We start from the raw sequence: 15,310 nt of genomic DNA, 5'->3' as shown, positions 1-15,310 counted from the left end.
CTCTTATTTGTAGCGCTTACGCCACGCAGCGCGCTGCCCTCGTACTTCCACCATGGCCGCCAGCATGGCACGGTAGCGCTTGCTGTTTAGGGTCAGCAGGGTACTCAAAGGCAGCAGCAGACCGATGGAATACAGCAGGCCTGGCGCTCGCCTGCCCCAGTGCCCGACGATCACCAGCATGCACGCAGCCATGGCCGTCACAATCAGCCATACCGCCCAGGGGCGACCGCGAATCACCAGAAGGTTTGCCGCGCACAGGTATAAGGAAATGCCGCCGCTGCCTAGCATCATGTAAATGCCATAGTCATCCAGGCTCGGTGGATAGACTTCCAGCAGCAGAATCTGACAGATCGCCAGGGAAAAAAGCGCCAGAAAGAAAGCGGCGATAAAGACCGGGAAGTGCCGGCGCAGTATCGAGAGAAAATCGAGTCCTTGCTTCACTCCAGCTCCTCGTAAAGACCGATGGCGTAAGTCTGTACCATGCTGCTGCCGAGCAAGCCGATCCCGGCACCCAGCGCATCTCTGATATTGATCGCCAATGTTGACGAGATCTCACTGGTGCTGAAGCGTTTAGGTAGTTCGCCGCTGCTCTGCAGTGCCTTGCGCAGCGCGGGAGTCAGGGCCGGGTTGCGGTTCTCCAGGATTTCGTTGGTCAACCGACGCCGTTCCTGGCGGCTCAGGCCATTCAGGCTTTGGTACCAGCTTCGTCCCGTCATAGCCTTGCGCATGTTCATAACGCGCAGGATCGTGGCCCCAGCCCCAGCGACGCCACCGAGAGAGATGATATCCAGCGCTCTGGATACGTCCTGGTACCATTGCTGGCTATCCAGCCTATCGAGTGCTTCCGGGTTGTTCACTTCGGTATAGACGCGAGCAGCACCTGCCACACACTGCACGGAGCTCGCCGATGCCGCCGCTACGCCCAATGTCGTGATCACCAGACTCGCTCCACCAGTGAACGGCACGATGGCCGTGCCGCCGATGATCGCGATCCAGCCCAGCACTGCACCTGCGCATGCCAGCGTGGTATTGACGCTTTCTGCCACCAGCCGCGACTCGCGCGGATTGGATTGCACCTGTTGAACGAATTGCTGTGGTGACACGTTGCGCTGAGCTTCACGAATGATGATGCGCTTGGGTCTGATACTGCAGATCGGCGTGAACTCGCGAAGGGTCACCGAGTTGAATCTGGCATCGATATACACCACGCCTGCACCGGCGATGGCGGGGTCGGCGTCGATAGCGGCATAGAGCCTGCGCAGGTCGATCATGGCTTCGATGCGCCGTCTTGCCATCATCTGCGATGGGGTATTTTGCAACCCGATCAGGTAGTCGGACATTGGCCCTCCTTGGTAAAAAATCCGATAGCCGCCGGTTCCACCACGAAAGGGGAACCAGCGGAGCTTCGTTTCATCGAGTCACGTCGACTCAGACGTTCGGGCAGGGAATCGGCGCCCAGTCACCCATGTCGGGGTTATTGCACATGCTGTTGACCTGAGAGTTACCTGCCATGGCCACCTGCTTGCTTTTGGCCTGTTTGGCCTCGGCCTGTTGCAGAACCTGCTCCGTCTTGATCGCTTCGCTGGGCACCTTGGTCGCTTTTTTGGCGGGGGCCTTGGCAACCTTGATCACTTCTGCACGCTCGACGCCAACGTTCTTCAGATCCGCCTCGTAAGCCTGGGTGTAGTTGTCCAGGTTCTCGCCAGCCTTGCCGTTGACGGCGGTGATCAGGTTGTTGGATTCGTTCAGTCCGGCAATGATTTCGGCCAGACGCTTGCGACCCTCGGTTTCGTTCACAGCACCGGATTTGCGTTGCGCCAGCAGGTTGGTGAACTCCTTCTGGTAGCAACTCTGCGAGGCTTCGGCGTAGGCGATGCTGCGGTCGAAGGTGCTGGCGCTGGTATTGATGTCGGTGGAATAAGCACTGATGCGCTGGCGGTCGTCGCTGATCTGTTGCTGCTTGGAGGTGTAATAGGCCGCTGCGCCACCAACCAGGGCACCACCGGCAGCGCCAATGGCGGCGTTGCGTTTGCGGTCTTCCTTGTCGGCAGTCAAGGCACCCGTCAGCGCGCCGCCGACTGCGCCAAGCACGGCGCCAGTGGCGACCGAACGTGTGAGGTTCGAGTCGGTGTCACGCAGGTGCTGTACCGGTTGGTAGCAGCTCGGGTAATAGGTCACCTCGGTGGATTTACCGACGCGGTTGACTGCGGAGGTGGAGCAGCCGCTGATCAGTACGGTCATCGAGGTGAAACCGATGGCAGCGAGGGTCAGGATGCGGCTGCGAGGTTGCAAGGTGTGGTGCGGTTTGGATGGACGCATAGCTAGGTTCTCTGCTGGTGTTGAGTTGATGGTTGTGGAACGGCTGGCCACGTTCACGGCTGCTGCACCGCTTGCGTTGCCAGCAATTGCTTGAGGATCTCGGCCGGTTCGGCCCGCTGTTGGGCGCGATACAGCGCCACGTGGTTGACGAACAGGGTGGCGCGGTTGACCAGGCTGTTGCCGATCACCGGCTTGCGCGCGAGCTCTTCCTTGATACGCTGGAACTGCGCCTGGATCACCGCGTTGGTGTAACGGGTTCCGCTGGCCATGTTGTCGATGTAGATGGCCACCGCGCCGTTTAGCGCCTTGGTGCCGTTCTCGATGGCACCCGCGAATATCTGTGCCGAGGCGGCGTCATTGTTCTGTTGCGCCTGGCGCTGGCTCTGCCGCAGGTTGGTCAGGCGGATGTTGTAGTTGTTGATGGTCTCGGCCACCAGAGCTGCGGACTGGATCAGGTTGCCGGCCGCCTCTTCGCGCTGACGGGCGATCAACGAGACGTTGCGCTTGAGCTCTTCGTTGACCAGCCCAAGCTCGGCCTGCAGGCGCGGGTCGGTGGCGCTGGCGATGATGCTGTCCAGGCGTTGGGTCGGGTCATCGTCAGCATTGATGTCATCGGTCAGGCCGGCCAGGCGGCCCTGCTTCTGCCACTGGGCGAACAGCTCGTCGTAGCGCGAGCGCGGCGCAGACAAGGCGCCGATGGCGACACGAAAGCCGGTCGTCTCGTTGCGTTGCTCGCTGCCGTCAGCACCGAACAGCGGGTACTCGCGGCGCATGCCGGTGAACAGCGTGCCCTCGCCTTCCAGATAGTTGCCGCCCTTGACCACGAAGCCGCCATAGGTGCCCTGGCGGCGCCCGGCACTGACCAGCTGGAAGGACTCCTGAACCATCTCGGCGGCATTGCCGATCACGTCGAACAAACCCAAAGGGTTGGCTTTCCTGGTGCCGATGGGCATCAGTCGAGGTGCCTGGCCGGTACCACCTGCGACCTGGTTGAACACGGCCCATTCGCCCAGCGGGCCATCGTCGTCGCTGCCTTCGACCGGACGCGGGAATAGCCGCGCCTCCAGCTCCTGGCGGCTGACTTCCGAGCCGCCGCGGGCGGCGAATTCCCATTCGACCTCCGTAGGCAGGCGAACGAACGCAGCACCGCCCTCCTCGGCCTTGCTGCCCCGCCCGCTGACAGGCAGCAGGTCACGGTGATTGGCCAGCAGCCAGGCGCTATAGACCGCTGCAAAGCGTTCGGCTTCGAATCGCGACAGCTTCACCTGTGGCAGCCGTGCGTTCATATCGGTGACCGGTGCGCAAGCGGGGGCAGGCTCGCCGCCGGCCAGCGATTGAGCCTGGGCCATGACCTGGGCGTACTGGCGAGCGGTGACTTCGTACTTGCCGATGAAGTACATCATCGGCTTGAGCGGGCTGCCGGCGTCGATCCTGGGTAAACGATCGGCAATCTGTTGCTGCCACTGCGGCGCCAGATCCTGCAGGCTGAACTGGCCATTGATGAAGTCGCGGCGATAGCCGGAAATGAAGGACTGCTTGTAGCCTGCCTCTCCTTCGCTGAATGGATAGCCCAGACTGACTTCGCGATCATCCAGGCTGCCCTGGGTCAGAACATAAACGTGGCGGAAGACCATCTCTCCGCCACAAGGCAGCGGCAGGCTGACGTCACCCGGCAAAGGTTTGGGGTTGTCCAGCTTGGCCAGCTGCTCCGCATCGAGCTCGCGTGGCGCCTCGGTTTTTGCCGGTGCAGGTGTGGCAGCTTTATTCGCCGCTGGTGGCTCGTCGCCCGGCGAACAGGCCGCCAGGGCCAGTGTGGCGAACATCAGGGCGGAAGCAGCGAAACGACAGTCAGACATCGCGAATTCCTTGAGAGGCGTCGATGCGGGCCACCCGCCGGCCGCCCAGCGCAGCGGCGAGGGCGCTGGCCAGCAGGACGGCACCGAGGGCCAACAGATAGTGCACGGGCAGCAGACGACTGGCGTGATCGCCAGGCGCCTGCATGAAAAGATGGTTGATACCGCCCTCTGCCAGTCGGTACAGCAGGGCTGACAGGACACTGGCGAACAGGCCGCTGTACAGCGCCTGAATGATCAGAAACAGCAGCAGCGCGCCGCTGCCGAAGCCCAGCAGGCGCAGCACCGCCAGTTCACGCTGTTTGCGCTCGACCGCGGCCAGGGCGCCGGCACTGGTTGCCGCTACGGCGCCACCCAGCGCCAGGGCGGTGATCAGCCAGAACAACAGATCGAGGTTGCGGCTCAGGGCCTGAACCTGGGCGATCTGCGCTGCCTGAGTGACTACCTGTATATCCTGTGCGGCGAGGTACTGGCGCAGCGGCTCGACGTCCTCGAGCGTGCGTGCATACAGACGAAACCCCGGGTAGATACGTGGCGCCTGGGTCGCTGCCGCGCCGGGCCAGTTCAATACAGGTACAGCCAGACCGTCGCGGTAATCCTCGACAGCCTCAAGCAGGACCATCGGCGCGAACAGCGCATCGCGTTCGAAGGCGGACAATGGCAGTACCGCCAGCACCTGCAGGGTGGTCTGCTGCCACTGCAGGTCGTTGCCGCGCTGCCGTCCGAAGCGGGCCTGCAGCTGGCTGCCGGGTGTGACACCGAGCTTTTCGGCAGCGGTGTGGCTGAGCACCACCTGTTGCAGTGTGTGCGGCACCGGCAGGCCTTGCAGCAGCGGATCGCCGGGCGCCGTCGGCAGCATCTCCACGCTGACCCTGGCCTCCCCTGGCGCAACCTGCAATTCGCTGGTGGCCGCGATCTGGCGGGTACGTGCAATGGCGAAGGCGACGTCCTCGCGTTGGCTCAGCGCCTCGATGAACTCTGCCCGCAGGCGCGTACCGCCCAGCGGGATGATCTCGCGCACCGCAGGATCGCGTTGCAAGCGCTCGGTAAGGCTGCCGACCAGGCCGTACTTCAGGCCGAACAGCACCAGCAGCGGTGCGATCACCGCCACCAGAGCCAGCACGGCGCAGGCCGACAGGCGTGCTTCGCGGCGGTAGTCCTGCCAGGCCAGGCTGGCGATCAGCAGCGGGCGCATCAGGCAGCCTGCTCCAGATGGGCGCTGACACCGCCGTCGGCGTCACGCCGGCAACTCATGCGCAGGATGTGCAGGCCGGCGCGCTGTGCCAGCGCTTCGTCGTGCGTCGCCACCACGCAGGTCGCACCGGTCTCTGCGGCCTGAGTGAGCAACAGCTGCATGACGCGTTCGGCGTTGAGCGGGTCCAGCGCCGCAGTGGGTTCGTCAGCCAGCAACAACTGCGGCCCGTGTGCCAGCGCCCGTGCGCAGCTGACTCGTTGCCGTTGGCCGATCGACAACTGCGCCGGATACTTGGCCAGCTGCTCCTGCACATCCAGCGCCTGTGCCAGACGCTGTACCTGGTCGTTGTCCGGCATGCCGAGCAGTTGCCGGGGCAGTGCGATGTTGCCGCGTACGTCGAGAAAGCCGAGCAGCCCGCCGGCCTGCAGCACGTAACCCAGATGCCGGCTGCGTAGTTGCGCCAGCTGGCTTTGCCGGCGCCGCCGCCACAGCTCGGAGATATCGCTGACAGTGCCGGCCAGCTCCAGATCGAAAGCCTCGGCGGAATCCGGAGCCAGCACCAAGGCCAGCAGATCGAGCAGCGTGCTCTTGCCGCAGCCGCTGGGTCCGACCAGCGCCACCTGCGCGCCTGCCTGCAGCTGCAACCGCTCGATGGCCAGGCTGTAGCGCTGTGCGCCCTGGCCGCGTTGCTTGAGGACCTGCTGCAGGCGAATCATCATGGCAGCGTCGACAGCGGTACACGGTACAGGGCGTCGCCCGGCTCGGCGTTGCCGAAGCGCACCCAGTTGGCCATGTCGTTGTGGAAGGTTTCGTAGAGGCGAATCTTCGACTCCAGCTCGTCGATGAAGTCCTCCTGCTCGGCCACCGACAGCGACAGCCAGAGATCCTGGGTCATGCTCAGCGCCTTGCTGCGATACGGCAGGCCGTCGAGGTATTCACCGAGCACGCCGCTCTGCGCCAGATTGGCGCCCTGGCGCAGTGCAGCGGGGTCACGACTCATGTAGGCGCTGGCGCTGGCGATCTCGCTGAAGAAGTCGGCCGGCGAGGTCTTGGTCTTGCGCGCGGCGTCGACGATCAGTTTGAGCGACTGCTGCAGGTCGTTGAGCTGCAGTTTGGTCAGCATCACGCAGACCTGCAGTGTCGGCAGGTTCGGATTGCTCAGATCGCGGTCGGCGGTCCAGGCGCTGACCAGTTGTGGCGCCTGACTGGCGCTGCGGCGGCCGAGAAAATCCATGTGCATGGCGTAGCCGATGGCCTGCGACTTGGCCGCCAGGTTGGCGCCGCCGGCCAGTTGTGGCGTCACGGGCGCCTGCTGTGCGCGGATCTGCTGCGCCAGTTCGGCGAAGGTCGAGCCGATCTCGCGTACGCGCTCGCCGAAGGCTTCGACGTCACCGCCTGGTACCGAGACGTAGAGGTCGCCGATCTGCGGGTTGCTGTCGGCCGTCAGCACCCGATACTGCTGCTCGGCCGAGGCGTGGTTGGCCTTGCCGGCCGGCGTGCGCAGGTGCAGGGCGAAGATCTTGATCTGCTTGCTCAGTGCGGCCTGGCGCACCTCGGCTTCGTTCATCCGGGTGCTGCTGTACGGGTCGTTCTTGCGCAGTGCGCCGGCATCGCTGACCAGCAGGATCAGACGCCCGCCATAACTCGACCAGTCCATGCCCTCGACGGCCTGCATGATGCCGGCGAAGGCATCCTCGTTGAAGGAATGGCTGGACACGCTGGTCGCCTGCACCTGTTCGGCGGCGCGCAGGAACCGCTGCGGGTCGCTGCCCTCCTGCAGGCTGACCAGGGTCTTGCTCAGGTATTGCAAACCCGGAGTGCGCTCGGTGCTGTTGCGATAGCCGACCAGGCCGAAGCTGACGTTGTCCAGTTCGCCACGTGCCTGTAGCTGGCTCTGCAGCTCGCTGACCACCTGGCGCACGCGGTCGATGTAGGGCTGCATCGACACCGAGGTGTCGACCACCAGCACGATGCCGGTGCGGAAGCCTGAATCGGCGGCTACCGCCGGTTTGCCGGCAGCCGACTGGGACTGCGCAGCGTTGCCGGGATCGATGGAGGCGATGTTGAGCAGCTGCACCGGCCGGCCCTCGGTATCGAAGGCCTCACGGAAGTCGAAGATCGGCATCAGGTAGAACTGATCCTGAGGCACCGCGCTGGCGGTGGGCTCCAGCGCCACCACCTGCGGTACCTGCTCGGGGTCGTTCTGCGCCTTGAGCAGCAGTTCGCGAGCCTGGCTGGTGCGATCGATCAGGCGCTCCACGTCCGCCGCCTGTTGCATGAACAGCACAGGTGCCCGACCGGAGCGCTCGGTGAACTTCAGTACCAGGCTCTGCTTCCAGTCGGCAGCCTGGTCGGCGGCGATCCAGCCCTGCACCCGGCCATCGCTGGCCGCACCGACCTGCAGCCAGGTCTGGCCGTCCTGGCTGCGCTTGGCGTACACGTAGAGCACCGAGAAGGGCGGCAGCGCTTCGCCGCTGGCGGCGCCGGGAGCGTTCAGCAGTTGCGCGCCGGGTTTGGCCAGAATGCGTTGGTAGAGGGTCTTCTTGCCCGGCATGAGCAGCGGATGCTCGCCGGCTTCGCCCGTGTCGACCACTTGCTGTGTGTCTGCGACTGGCTGTTCGTCGCGCTGCGGCGGGTTGTCCGACGCCACCACCGGAGACGGCTGGGCGAGCCACCAGTAGGCGCCGCCACCCAGACCCAGCGCGGCGGCTACGGCCACCGCCAGCAGCGCCATGCGTGGACCCTTGCTACCAACACTGGACGGCCGCGCTGCTACGCTGCCTGCAGTGGCTGTCGGCACGGGTGCCACGGTCGGCGCCGGGGTCGGTGCGCTGCGTGGAATCTCGATGGAGACCGGTTGCAGATCGCCGAGCTCGCTAGTCGAGGGCGCGCCCAGCGTGGCCTGCGGGGTGAACGCGGGGCGGATCACGGTCGCATCCGAGTCGGGTGCCGGCTGGGCATCGAGCGCGGCCAGCAATTCTCCGGCATTGCTGAAACGTTCATCCGGGTTCTTCGCCAGCAGGCGCTGCAGCAGCGTCTGATAGCGGCTGTGCTGCAGCGGCAGCTCCGGCAATGGTTGGGTCAGGTGCGCCAGCGCCGTGGACAGGGCGTCGGTGCCCATGTACGGCAGTTCGCCGACCAGTATTTCGTAGAGCACCACGCCCAACGCATAGAGATCGGCGCGGCCGTCGATATCCAGACCGCGCGCCTGCTCGGGGCTCATGTAGTTGGGCGTGCCGACGGCGAAGCCGACCTGGGTGAACTGGGTACGGTCGTCGAGCGACTTGGCGATACCGAAGTCCGACAGCACCGCGGTGCCGTCGGCGCGAAAGAGAATGTTGGCCGGTTTCACGTCGCGGTGGATCAGGCCCTGGCTGTGGGCGTAGCCCAGCGCCGAGGCGATCTGGCGGATGTACTGCAGGCCCTGCTCAGGGCTCAGGCCGGCGGCGATGCGCTCGCGCAGGGTACCGTTGGGCAGGTACTCCATGGCCATGTAGTAGTGCTCGCCGACGTTGCCGATGTCGTGCACGGTGACGATGTGCGGGTGCGCCAGGCGTGCCAGGGTCTTGCCTTCGCGCAGGAAGCGCTCGCAGAACGAGGCATCGGCCGCCAGCGCCGGAGCCATGATCTTCAACGCCACCTTGCGCTCGAGGGAACGTTGCAGCGCCAGGTAGACGGTGGCCATGGCCCCTTCGCCAATCACGCCTTCGATGTCGAAACCGGGAATGTTCAGGTCCATGAGGCGGGCTCGCTGGTCTTGATGACGATGGCGGTGATGTTGTCCGGCGCGCCCCGGGTCAGGCCCAGATGAACCAGGCTGCGTACCACCTGATAGGGGTCGGCATGGGCCAGTACATCGCGGATCTCGTGGTCTTCGGCCGTACGGGTGAGGCCGTCGCTGCACAGCAGCCAGGTATCGCCGGGGAGAACCTCGAACTGGCTGCCTGCGAGTTCCAGCTGGTCCTGCACGCCGACGGCGCGAGTGACGACGTTGGCGCGAGGATGCAGGCGCGCCTCGGCCTCGCTGAGCAGGCCGCTGTCCTGCAGGTCCTGCACGTAGCTGTGGTCACGCGAAACCGCCTGCAGCTCGCCTGCCCGCAGCCGGTACAGGCGGCTGTCGCCGGCCCACAGGCACAGGCCGCGGTCGCCACGCGTCGCCATCAGCACCACGGTGCTGCCCATCATGCTTACGCCGCGCAGCTGGGTCTGCTCGCGCACCGCCGCATTGACCTGGCTGAGGGTATGCCGCAGTACCTGCTCGTAGTCGTTCAGGCTGTCGCTTGCCTTGAGGTTGCGCAGACTGTCGACGATCAGACTGCTGACGTAATCGCCGGCGGCGTGTCCGCCCATGCCATCGGCGACGACCCAGAGGCCGGCTTCGGGTCGCTCCAGATAAGCGTCTTCATTGATCTGACGAACCAGGCCGACATGACTGTAGGCTGCTGATCGGTAATGCACTGCAGTCATTGCGCGACTACCTCCGGCCCCAGCAGGTAAATCGCGAAGGACTGGGTCGGCGGCAGTCCCTGGCAACGGCGCAGGCCGGCCGCGATGCGTTGCGAGCCACGCCCCCACCACAGACTGGCGCCGCTGCAGGCCTGGGCGGCCAGCGCTGCCAGGCGTCCCGGTGCATCGACCACCGGCCAGTGTTGCAGGCCATGCGCCTCGTCGTACGCGGGTGTCACTGTGTCCGGCAAGGGTTCCAGGCGCTGCACCTCGCTCTCGAAGTCTTCGAAGCGGGCGCCCTCTTCCAGGGTGCTCAGCAGCAGGTTCTCGATGCGCTCGAACCACGATTCGCTTGCCTGCAAGGCCTGCAGCGGTTGCCCGCCGGGGATGTGGCAGGCGATGGTGAGCGGGAAGTACCGGCCGACGCGGTCGATGCTCGGCATCAGTACCCCGGCCATGGCCTCGCTACCGCACACGCCGGGCGCCAGGGCAAAGCGCCACAGTGGACTGGTGAGGTAGGCGTCCAGCCAGTGTTCGCCGAGCTGTTGCCGGCTGGCCTGCAGGCCAGCGGAGAGCCAGGTGTCCCAGCTGCGCTGGAAGTCCTTCGGCAGGTTGCGTTCGATGAAGTCGCCGCGACTGGCGACCTTGCCGTAGAAACCCATTATCGTCATAGCCGCTCCGGCAGGGTGAAGCCGGCCACTGCGCGACTCTTGAAAGGATTGAAGGCACTGCTGGCACGCAGTTCGTAGGCAACGCTGGAACGATCCAGGTGTACGCGCAGGTTGAAGCGATCCGGCGAGGCGCCGCCAATCAGCTCGGACTGATCGAGCAGACGGAACCAGGCCCAGGGCCCTTCCAGGGTCAGGGCCGAGCGCCCGCCTTCCACCGGTGGCGATACCGACAGGCGTACCACGCCGATGCTGCTCGGGTTCGGCCATTGCACCGCCACCGGGCGGCTCGGACCGTGGTCGAAGCCGATCAGCTGGCCATCGAGATCGAGCTGTGACTGGCTGATGGTGGCGTCCATGCTTACCGGCTTGAGTTCGAAGCGTACGCTGGGCTGCAGGCCGCCACTGCGGAAGAATTCGTCGCGGATCAGCGCCGCGCGCTGGAAGGTCTGCAGCACGCCGGCGGAGATGCCCAGCTTCTGCGCCGCGCCCGGCTGCCAGCGCCAGTTGCGTGCCGAGGTATCGACGTAGGGCTGTAGGTACTTGCGGAAGTAGCTGTCCATGACCCCGCCGACGCCGAAGAACTGGCCGAAATCATCCAGGGTGGCATCGCGCTGGCTACCCGGCACCATGGGATAACGGCCGGCCAGCGACTGCCGCCAGACATTGACCACATCGCTTTGCCAGGCGGCGTTGAGCTGGTTGCGCACCCCGCCCATCATGCTGTTGGTGCTGGCGGCGACGACCGAACCTACCAGGCCCTGAACCAGCTTCGGCTGACGTGCGGCCGTCAGGTTGACCCTCGCCGCTGCAGCACTGGCCTGGTTCTTCGCCTCGCCGAGCAGCGCCTCGCCGCTGGCTCCGACCATGCTGCTGAGTTGCACATAAAGCTCGTTGAGATCCGCCAGCAGGCCATCGATGGCCATCGGCGCCGATGGGTCCTGGCTGACCAGGCTGTGGAGTTCGGCGAAATGCGCGCTGACCGGATCGATCTCGGTCACCGCCGCCACGGTATTGCCCGCCGGAGTCTGGCCCAGCAGCGAGCCGAGCTTCTGTTTGAGCTGGTCGACACCTTCGTCGGTGGCCTTGGCCACGCCTTCGGCTTCGGGCGCCTGCTGCAGATCGGTTTCCCGCGCCACCGCGATCAGCAACTGCTTGAGCGGCGAGGACGGTCCCGAGAGTATCCGCAGTACGTCGGCGGCCTGGGCTACGCTGGTGATCGACACGAAGTCCAGGTCGGCCAGCAGCGCATCCCACTGCTGCACGTAATCGCGCAGGTACAGCTGGCGTACGTCGGCGGCCAGGTTAACGGCATCCTGAGTGCTGTCGAGCTGACGGCCCAGCACCCATTGTTCCTCGGCCACCACGCTGGCCTGGCCGACGCTGGCGCGGAGGAAGGCTTCGCGGTAGCCGCGGCGGGTGTAGAAGCCACTCAGCGGGTCGCTCAGCGCCTTGCCACTTTTGCGCGTGAAGATCAGCGCGGCGTCGCGCCCGGCGGCTTCGCTGATACGAAAGTCACTGACCCCGGCCGGCAGCTTTTGCTGCTTGACCCGGTCATACACACGCTGCGCCAGAGGCAGACGCTGCAGCTGCATGCGTAATTCGTCGATCAGGCGCTGATCCAGACGCGCGTCCGGTGGGCGACGTTCGAACAGCGCCTGCAGATGTCCGTCGAGGGCCTGGCGCTGCTCGCCCGGCAAATCGCGCGGCAGGCTCTGATCCCAGTCCAGAGCGATCCAGGCCTTGATGAACTCGGCGTCGTAATGTTCGCCGCCACCGAGCATCAGGTAGGCCTTGAGCCCTTCGTAGAGGTAATCGGTGCCACCGCCGGAGCGCAGCTGTTCCTCCACGCGGCTGAGCAGGCGCGGGGCGAAGGTGGCCACCAGCAGACGGCGATAGACGCTGGCCGCCTGCTCCTCGAGCATGTCGCCCTGATACAGACCCAGCCCCCTGGCCCAGTCCGGTGGGTCGCCAGCCAGGTTGCGTACGGCATCGAGCAGGGGCAGCACGGCGAGCACGTCACGTTGCGCCGGGCTGAGGCTGCGCACCTGCTGCTCCAGCGGCACGGTACGCGCGCCGACCTGAGCGATATGTTCACGGTTGGCGTTGAAGCTGAGCAGCCACAGCGTGCTCACCACCAGTATCAGCGCCACGCTGGCAGCCAGCGAGCCGATGGCCAGCCATCTGCGGCGGCGCTCGACCTTCTGGTCGACGCCGACCAGGCCGCGCTCGGCGAAGGCGACGCGACTGAACAGGTGCTGGAGGAAATAGCTGCGGCCACTGCCGCTCTGCCTGGCCAGGTGCTGGCGGTCGAGGTTCATGCTCTGCGCCATGGCGCCGATCAGGCGGTCGATCGGGCTGCCTTCCTGAGTGCCGCTGGTGAAGTACACACCGCGCAGCAGGGTGCGCTCCTCATAGGCATTGGGTTTGAACACGCCGTTGAGAAACTCGCCGAGCAGGCTCTTGATCGCCGCGAATTGCTGCGGGAAGCCGTAGATCAGGTCGCGTCGTGCTGGATCGCGTTCGCGCTGCAGACGTTCGACCAGGCGCTCGTTGAGGCGCTGTTCGAGGGCGACGAACTCGCTGTCGAAATGCTCCAGCGGGCCGCCGATGCTCTTGCCGTCATCCAGGGCGAAGGTAAAGCCCCAGACCTGGGCACGCTCCTCACGGCTGAGGTCGTCGAAGAACTCCATGAAGCCCGGCACCAGGTCGCACTTGGTCAGCATCACGTAGACCGGGAAACGCACGCCGAGCTGGGTATACAGCTCCTGCACCCGCGAGCGGATCGCCGCCACGTGTGCGGCGCGCTCGCTGTCGCTGCTTTGCAGCAAATCGGACAGGCTGATGGCGATGAAGGCGCCATCGATCGGGCGGCGCGCACGCTGGGTCTTGAGCAGGTCGAGAAAGCCGAGCCAGGCCGCCTTGTCCACCTGGGCGTGGCTGTCCTGGGTGGTATAGCGCCCGGCGGTGTCGAGCAACACCGCTTCGTCGGTGAACCACCAGTCGCAGTTGCGCGTACCGCCCACGCCGCGCACGGCACCGGCGCCCAGTTGGGCGGCGAGCGGGAAGTTCAGCCCGGAGTTGACCAGTGCGGTGGTCTTGCCGGAGCCGGGTGGGCCGATGATCACGTACCACGGCAACTGATACAGGTTGCGCCGCTCATCGCCGCCCAGGCGCGCCTTCTTCAGCAGCGCCAGGGCTTCGTCCATGCGCTGGCGCAGGGTCGCCAGCTCCTCGGCGGTGGCCACGCTGGCGGCATCCGGTGCTGCCTGTGCAGCCAGGCCGTCGAGTACCTTGCGCTCCTGCTGGCGTTCGCGCAGCAGCCAGAACAGGCGCCAGCCGAGCCACAGGGCGAACAGCAGGACGATCAGCGTCCAGCGCGTCCAGGCCGGCTGCAGTGCATTGAGCAGCGGACCGATGAACCAGATGATCAGGCTCAGGGCGATCAGCCCGAGCAGCGGGATGACCCAGCGGGTGATGAATCCGAACAGCGCCTTCACTCCACACCCTCCGCCAGTACGGTGATCTCTACCCGGCGATTCTTCGCCCGTCCTTCGGCCGTGGCATTGGATGCCAGCGGTTCGGTGTCGCTCAGGCCCTCGGCGCTGAAGCGCTCGGCCTGGCCGGTGCGCGCAGCGAGGATCTGCAGCACCTCTTCGGCACGGGCACGCGACAGTGCCCAGTTGGAGGGGAAGCGCAGCGTGGCGATCGGCTGGTTGTCGCTGTGGCCGGTGATGCGCACCTGGCCCTTGACCTTGGCAACCGCCTCGGCGATGCGCAGCAGCAACGGCTGGAAGTCGTCACGGATGCTGGCGCTTCCGGAGCTGAACAGCTCGTCACCACGGATGGTCACCACCGAGCGGTCGACGCCATCCTCGACCGCTACGCGGTTGGCACGGATGTCGTCGGCGAGGAAGGTGGCCAGGCGCGGGCGCTCCACTACACGCGGCTTGACCACGGCTGGTTCGATGCTCTGCACTGGTACTTCGCCCAGGGCGTGGATCTGCCGGAATACCGGTTCGGCGTCGGCCGCCAGCATCATCCTCAGCGTCATCAGCAGCATCAGCAACAACGCCAGCGCCACGGCCAGGCCGACCCAGGGCGGCAGCAGTCGTGACAGCCTGTCCGGCGCCACGCTGACCCCGCGCCAGTGCGGCGACAGCTCGTGTTCGCGCTCGCCACGCACGCTGCGCAGGGTCGCTGCGGTGCGCTCGCGCAGCGCTTCCAGCTGGCTGCGACCGTCATGCATGACCCGATAGCGGCCCTCGAAGCCGAGGCTGGTGCACAGGTACAGCAGCTCCAGCAGGTCGAGTCGTTCGTGTGGGCTTTGCAGGCAGTGTTCGAGTAGCTGGAACACCTTCTCGCCGCCCCAGGCCTCGTTGTGCACGGTGATCAGCAGGCTTTGCTTGCCCCACTCGCTGGTGCTGCCCCAGGGCGTGCTCAGCACCGCCTCGTCGAGGGCGGTGCACAGCGCATAGCGCGCCAGCAACACGTCGTTGCGCGGCACACCGGCGGCCTCGGCGCGCTGTTCGAACTGGCGCAGGTAGCCCAGCAGCTGCGCGCGCAGGCTGGCCGGTGCGGGATGGGCCAGGGTACTGCGCAATCGGGTGAGCATGCTGAGCAGCGGCCCGGCGGCCTGCTCCAGCGGGTTCATGCCGCGGGCCTGGCCCGCCGGTAGTGGCGCTGCCGGCATCTGCAGCGGCGCTGCCGGGGCCTCGGCGGGTGCCTGCGGAGCACGGCCACCGGGGCGCGGCATGAACTGGGTGCGATCGTTGTTCGCCGGTTGAGGTGCTGGCGGCTTGTTCAGCCAGTCGTCTTGATCGGTCATG

General features: G+C 65.8%; 11 protein-coding genes. All 11 read right to left on the bottom strand.

From position 1 onward, the window contains the following. Positions 1-3: 3 nt before the first annotated feature. Complete coding sequence (locus GYB81_RS07255; RefSeq protein ID WP_161864256.1) at positions 4-441, bottom strand: hypothetical protein; 438 nt, start codon at positions 439-441, stop codon at positions 4-6. Next, positions 438-1,340, bottom strand: coding sequence for an Ssp4 family T6SS effector (gene ssp4 / locus GYB81_RS07250; RefSeq protein ID WP_161864255.1), 903 nt, complete (start codon positions 1,338-1,340; stop codon positions 438-440). The genes GYB81_RS07255 and ssp4 overlap by 4 nt, the downstream gene beginning before the upstream one ends. A gap of 88 nt (positions 1,341-1,428) precedes the next feature. Then, a complete protein-coding gene (gene tagQ, locus GYB81_RS07245) occupies positions 1,429-2,319 on the bottom strand; it encodes a type VI secretion system-associated lipoprotein TagQ (RefSeq protein ID WP_161864254.1) in 891 nt (296 codons plus the stop codon). Positions 2,320-2,372: 53 nt separating this feature from the next. Beyond that, on the bottom strand, positions 2,373-4,175 hold the full coding sequence (locus tag GYB81_RS07240; RefSeq protein WP_161864253.1) for a formylglycine-generating enzyme family protein: 1,803 nt from the start codon (positions 4,173-4,175) through the stop codon (positions 2,373-2,375). After that, positions 4,168-5,367: an FtsX-like permease family protein gene (locus GYB81_RS07235; protein WP_161864252.1), complete on the bottom strand. Its 1,200-nt coding sequence runs from the start codon at positions 5,365-5,367 to the stop codon at positions 4,168-4,170. Before GYB81_RS07235 ends, GYB81_RS07240 begins: the two co-directional genes overlap by 8 nt. Then, a complete protein-coding gene (locus tag GYB81_RS07230) occupies positions 5,367-6,083 on the bottom strand; it encodes an ABC transporter ATP-binding protein (protein WP_161864370.1) in 717 nt (238 codons plus the stop codon). The genes GYB81_RS07235 and GYB81_RS07230 overlap by 1 nt, the downstream gene beginning before the upstream one ends. Beyond that, positions 6,083-9,106: a serine/threonine-protein kinase gene (locus GYB81_RS07225; RefSeq protein WP_161864251.1), complete on the bottom strand. Its 3,024-nt coding sequence runs from the start codon at positions 9,104-9,106 to the stop codon at positions 6,083-6,085. Before GYB81_RS07225 ends, GYB81_RS07230 begins: the two co-directional genes overlap by 1 nt. Further along, on the bottom strand, positions 9,097-9,834 hold the full coding sequence (locus tag GYB81_RS07220) for a PP2C family protein-serine/threonine phosphatase (protein ID WP_161864250.1): 738 nt from the start codon (positions 9,832-9,834) through the stop codon (positions 9,097-9,099). Before GYB81_RS07220 ends, GYB81_RS07225 begins: the two co-directional genes overlap by 10 nt. Further along, positions 9,831-10,484 carry a type VI secretion system-associated protein TagF gene (tagF, locus tag GYB81_RS07215; protein WP_161864249.1) on the bottom strand — a complete coding sequence of 218 codons (654 nt, stop codon included), beginning with the start codon at positions 10,482-10,484 and terminating at the stop codon, positions 9,831-9,833. The genes GYB81_RS07220 and tagF overlap by 4 nt, the downstream gene beginning before the upstream one ends. After that, the gene (gene tssM / locus GYB81_RS07210; protein WP_161864248.1) at positions 10,481-13,981 is read right to left on the bottom strand and encodes a type VI secretion system membrane subunit TssM; all 3,501 of its coding nucleotides are present in this window, start codon (positions 13,979-13,981) and stop codon (positions 10,481-10,483) included. Before tssM ends, tagF begins: the two co-directional genes overlap by 4 nt. Then, the gene (locus GYB81_RS07205) at positions 13,978-15,309 is read right to left on the bottom strand and encodes a DotU family type VI secretion system protein (protein ID WP_161864247.1); all 1,332 of its coding nucleotides are present in this window, start codon (positions 15,307-15,309) and stop codon (positions 13,978-13,980) included. Before GYB81_RS07205 ends, tssM begins: the two co-directional genes overlap by 4 nt. Position 15,310 lies beyond the last annotated feature (1 nt).

Origin of the sequence: Pseudomonas yangonensis (genome assembly GCF_009932725.1) — a bacterium.
In the GTDB taxonomy this organism is placed as follows: Bacteria; Pseudomonadota; Gammaproteobacteria; order Pseudomonadales; family Pseudomonadaceae; genus Aquipseudomonas; species Aquipseudomonas yangonensis.
The sequence above is the reverse complement of the archived record's forward strand: the minus strand, read 5'-3'. Positions and strand labels throughout refer to the sequence as shown.

Excerpts from the sequence above, each read along its gene's own strand:
- ssp4 (WP_161864255.1), bottom strand. The coding sequence starts at position 1,340 with ATGTCCGACTACCTGATCGGGTTGCAAAATACCCCATCGCAGATGATG.
- tagQ (WP_161864254.1), bottom strand. The coding sequence starts at position 2,319 with ATGCGTCCATCCAAACCGCACCACACCTTGCAACCTCGCAGCCGCATC.
- GYB81_RS07240 (WP_161864253.1), bottom strand. The coding sequence starts at position 4,175 with ATGTCTGACTGTCGTTTCGCTGCTTCCGCCCTGATGTTCGCCACACTG.
- GYB81_RS07235 (WP_161864252.1), bottom strand. The coding sequence starts at position 5,367 with ATGCGCCCGCTGCTGATCGCCAGCCTGGCCTGGCAGGACTACCGCCGC.
- GYB81_RS07230 (WP_161864370.1), bottom strand. The coding sequence starts at position 6,083 with ATGATTCGCCTGCAGCAGGTCCTCAAGCAACGCGGCCAGGGCGCACAG.
- GYB81_RS07225 (WP_161864251.1), bottom strand. The coding sequence starts at position 9,106 with ATGGACCTGAACATTCCCGGTTTCGACATCGAAGGCGTGATTGGCGAA.
- GYB81_RS07220 (WP_161864250.1), bottom strand. The coding sequence starts at position 9,834 with ATGACTGCAGTGCATTACCGATCAGCAGCCTACAGTCATGTCGGCCTG.
- tagF (WP_161864249.1), bottom strand. The coding sequence starts at position 10,484 with ATGACGATAATGGGTTTCTACGGCAAGGTCGCCAGTCGCGGCGACTTC.
- GYB81_RS07205 (WP_161864247.1), bottom strand. The coding sequence starts at position 15,309 with ATGACCGATCAAGACGACTGGCTGAACAAGCCGCCAGCACCTCAACCG.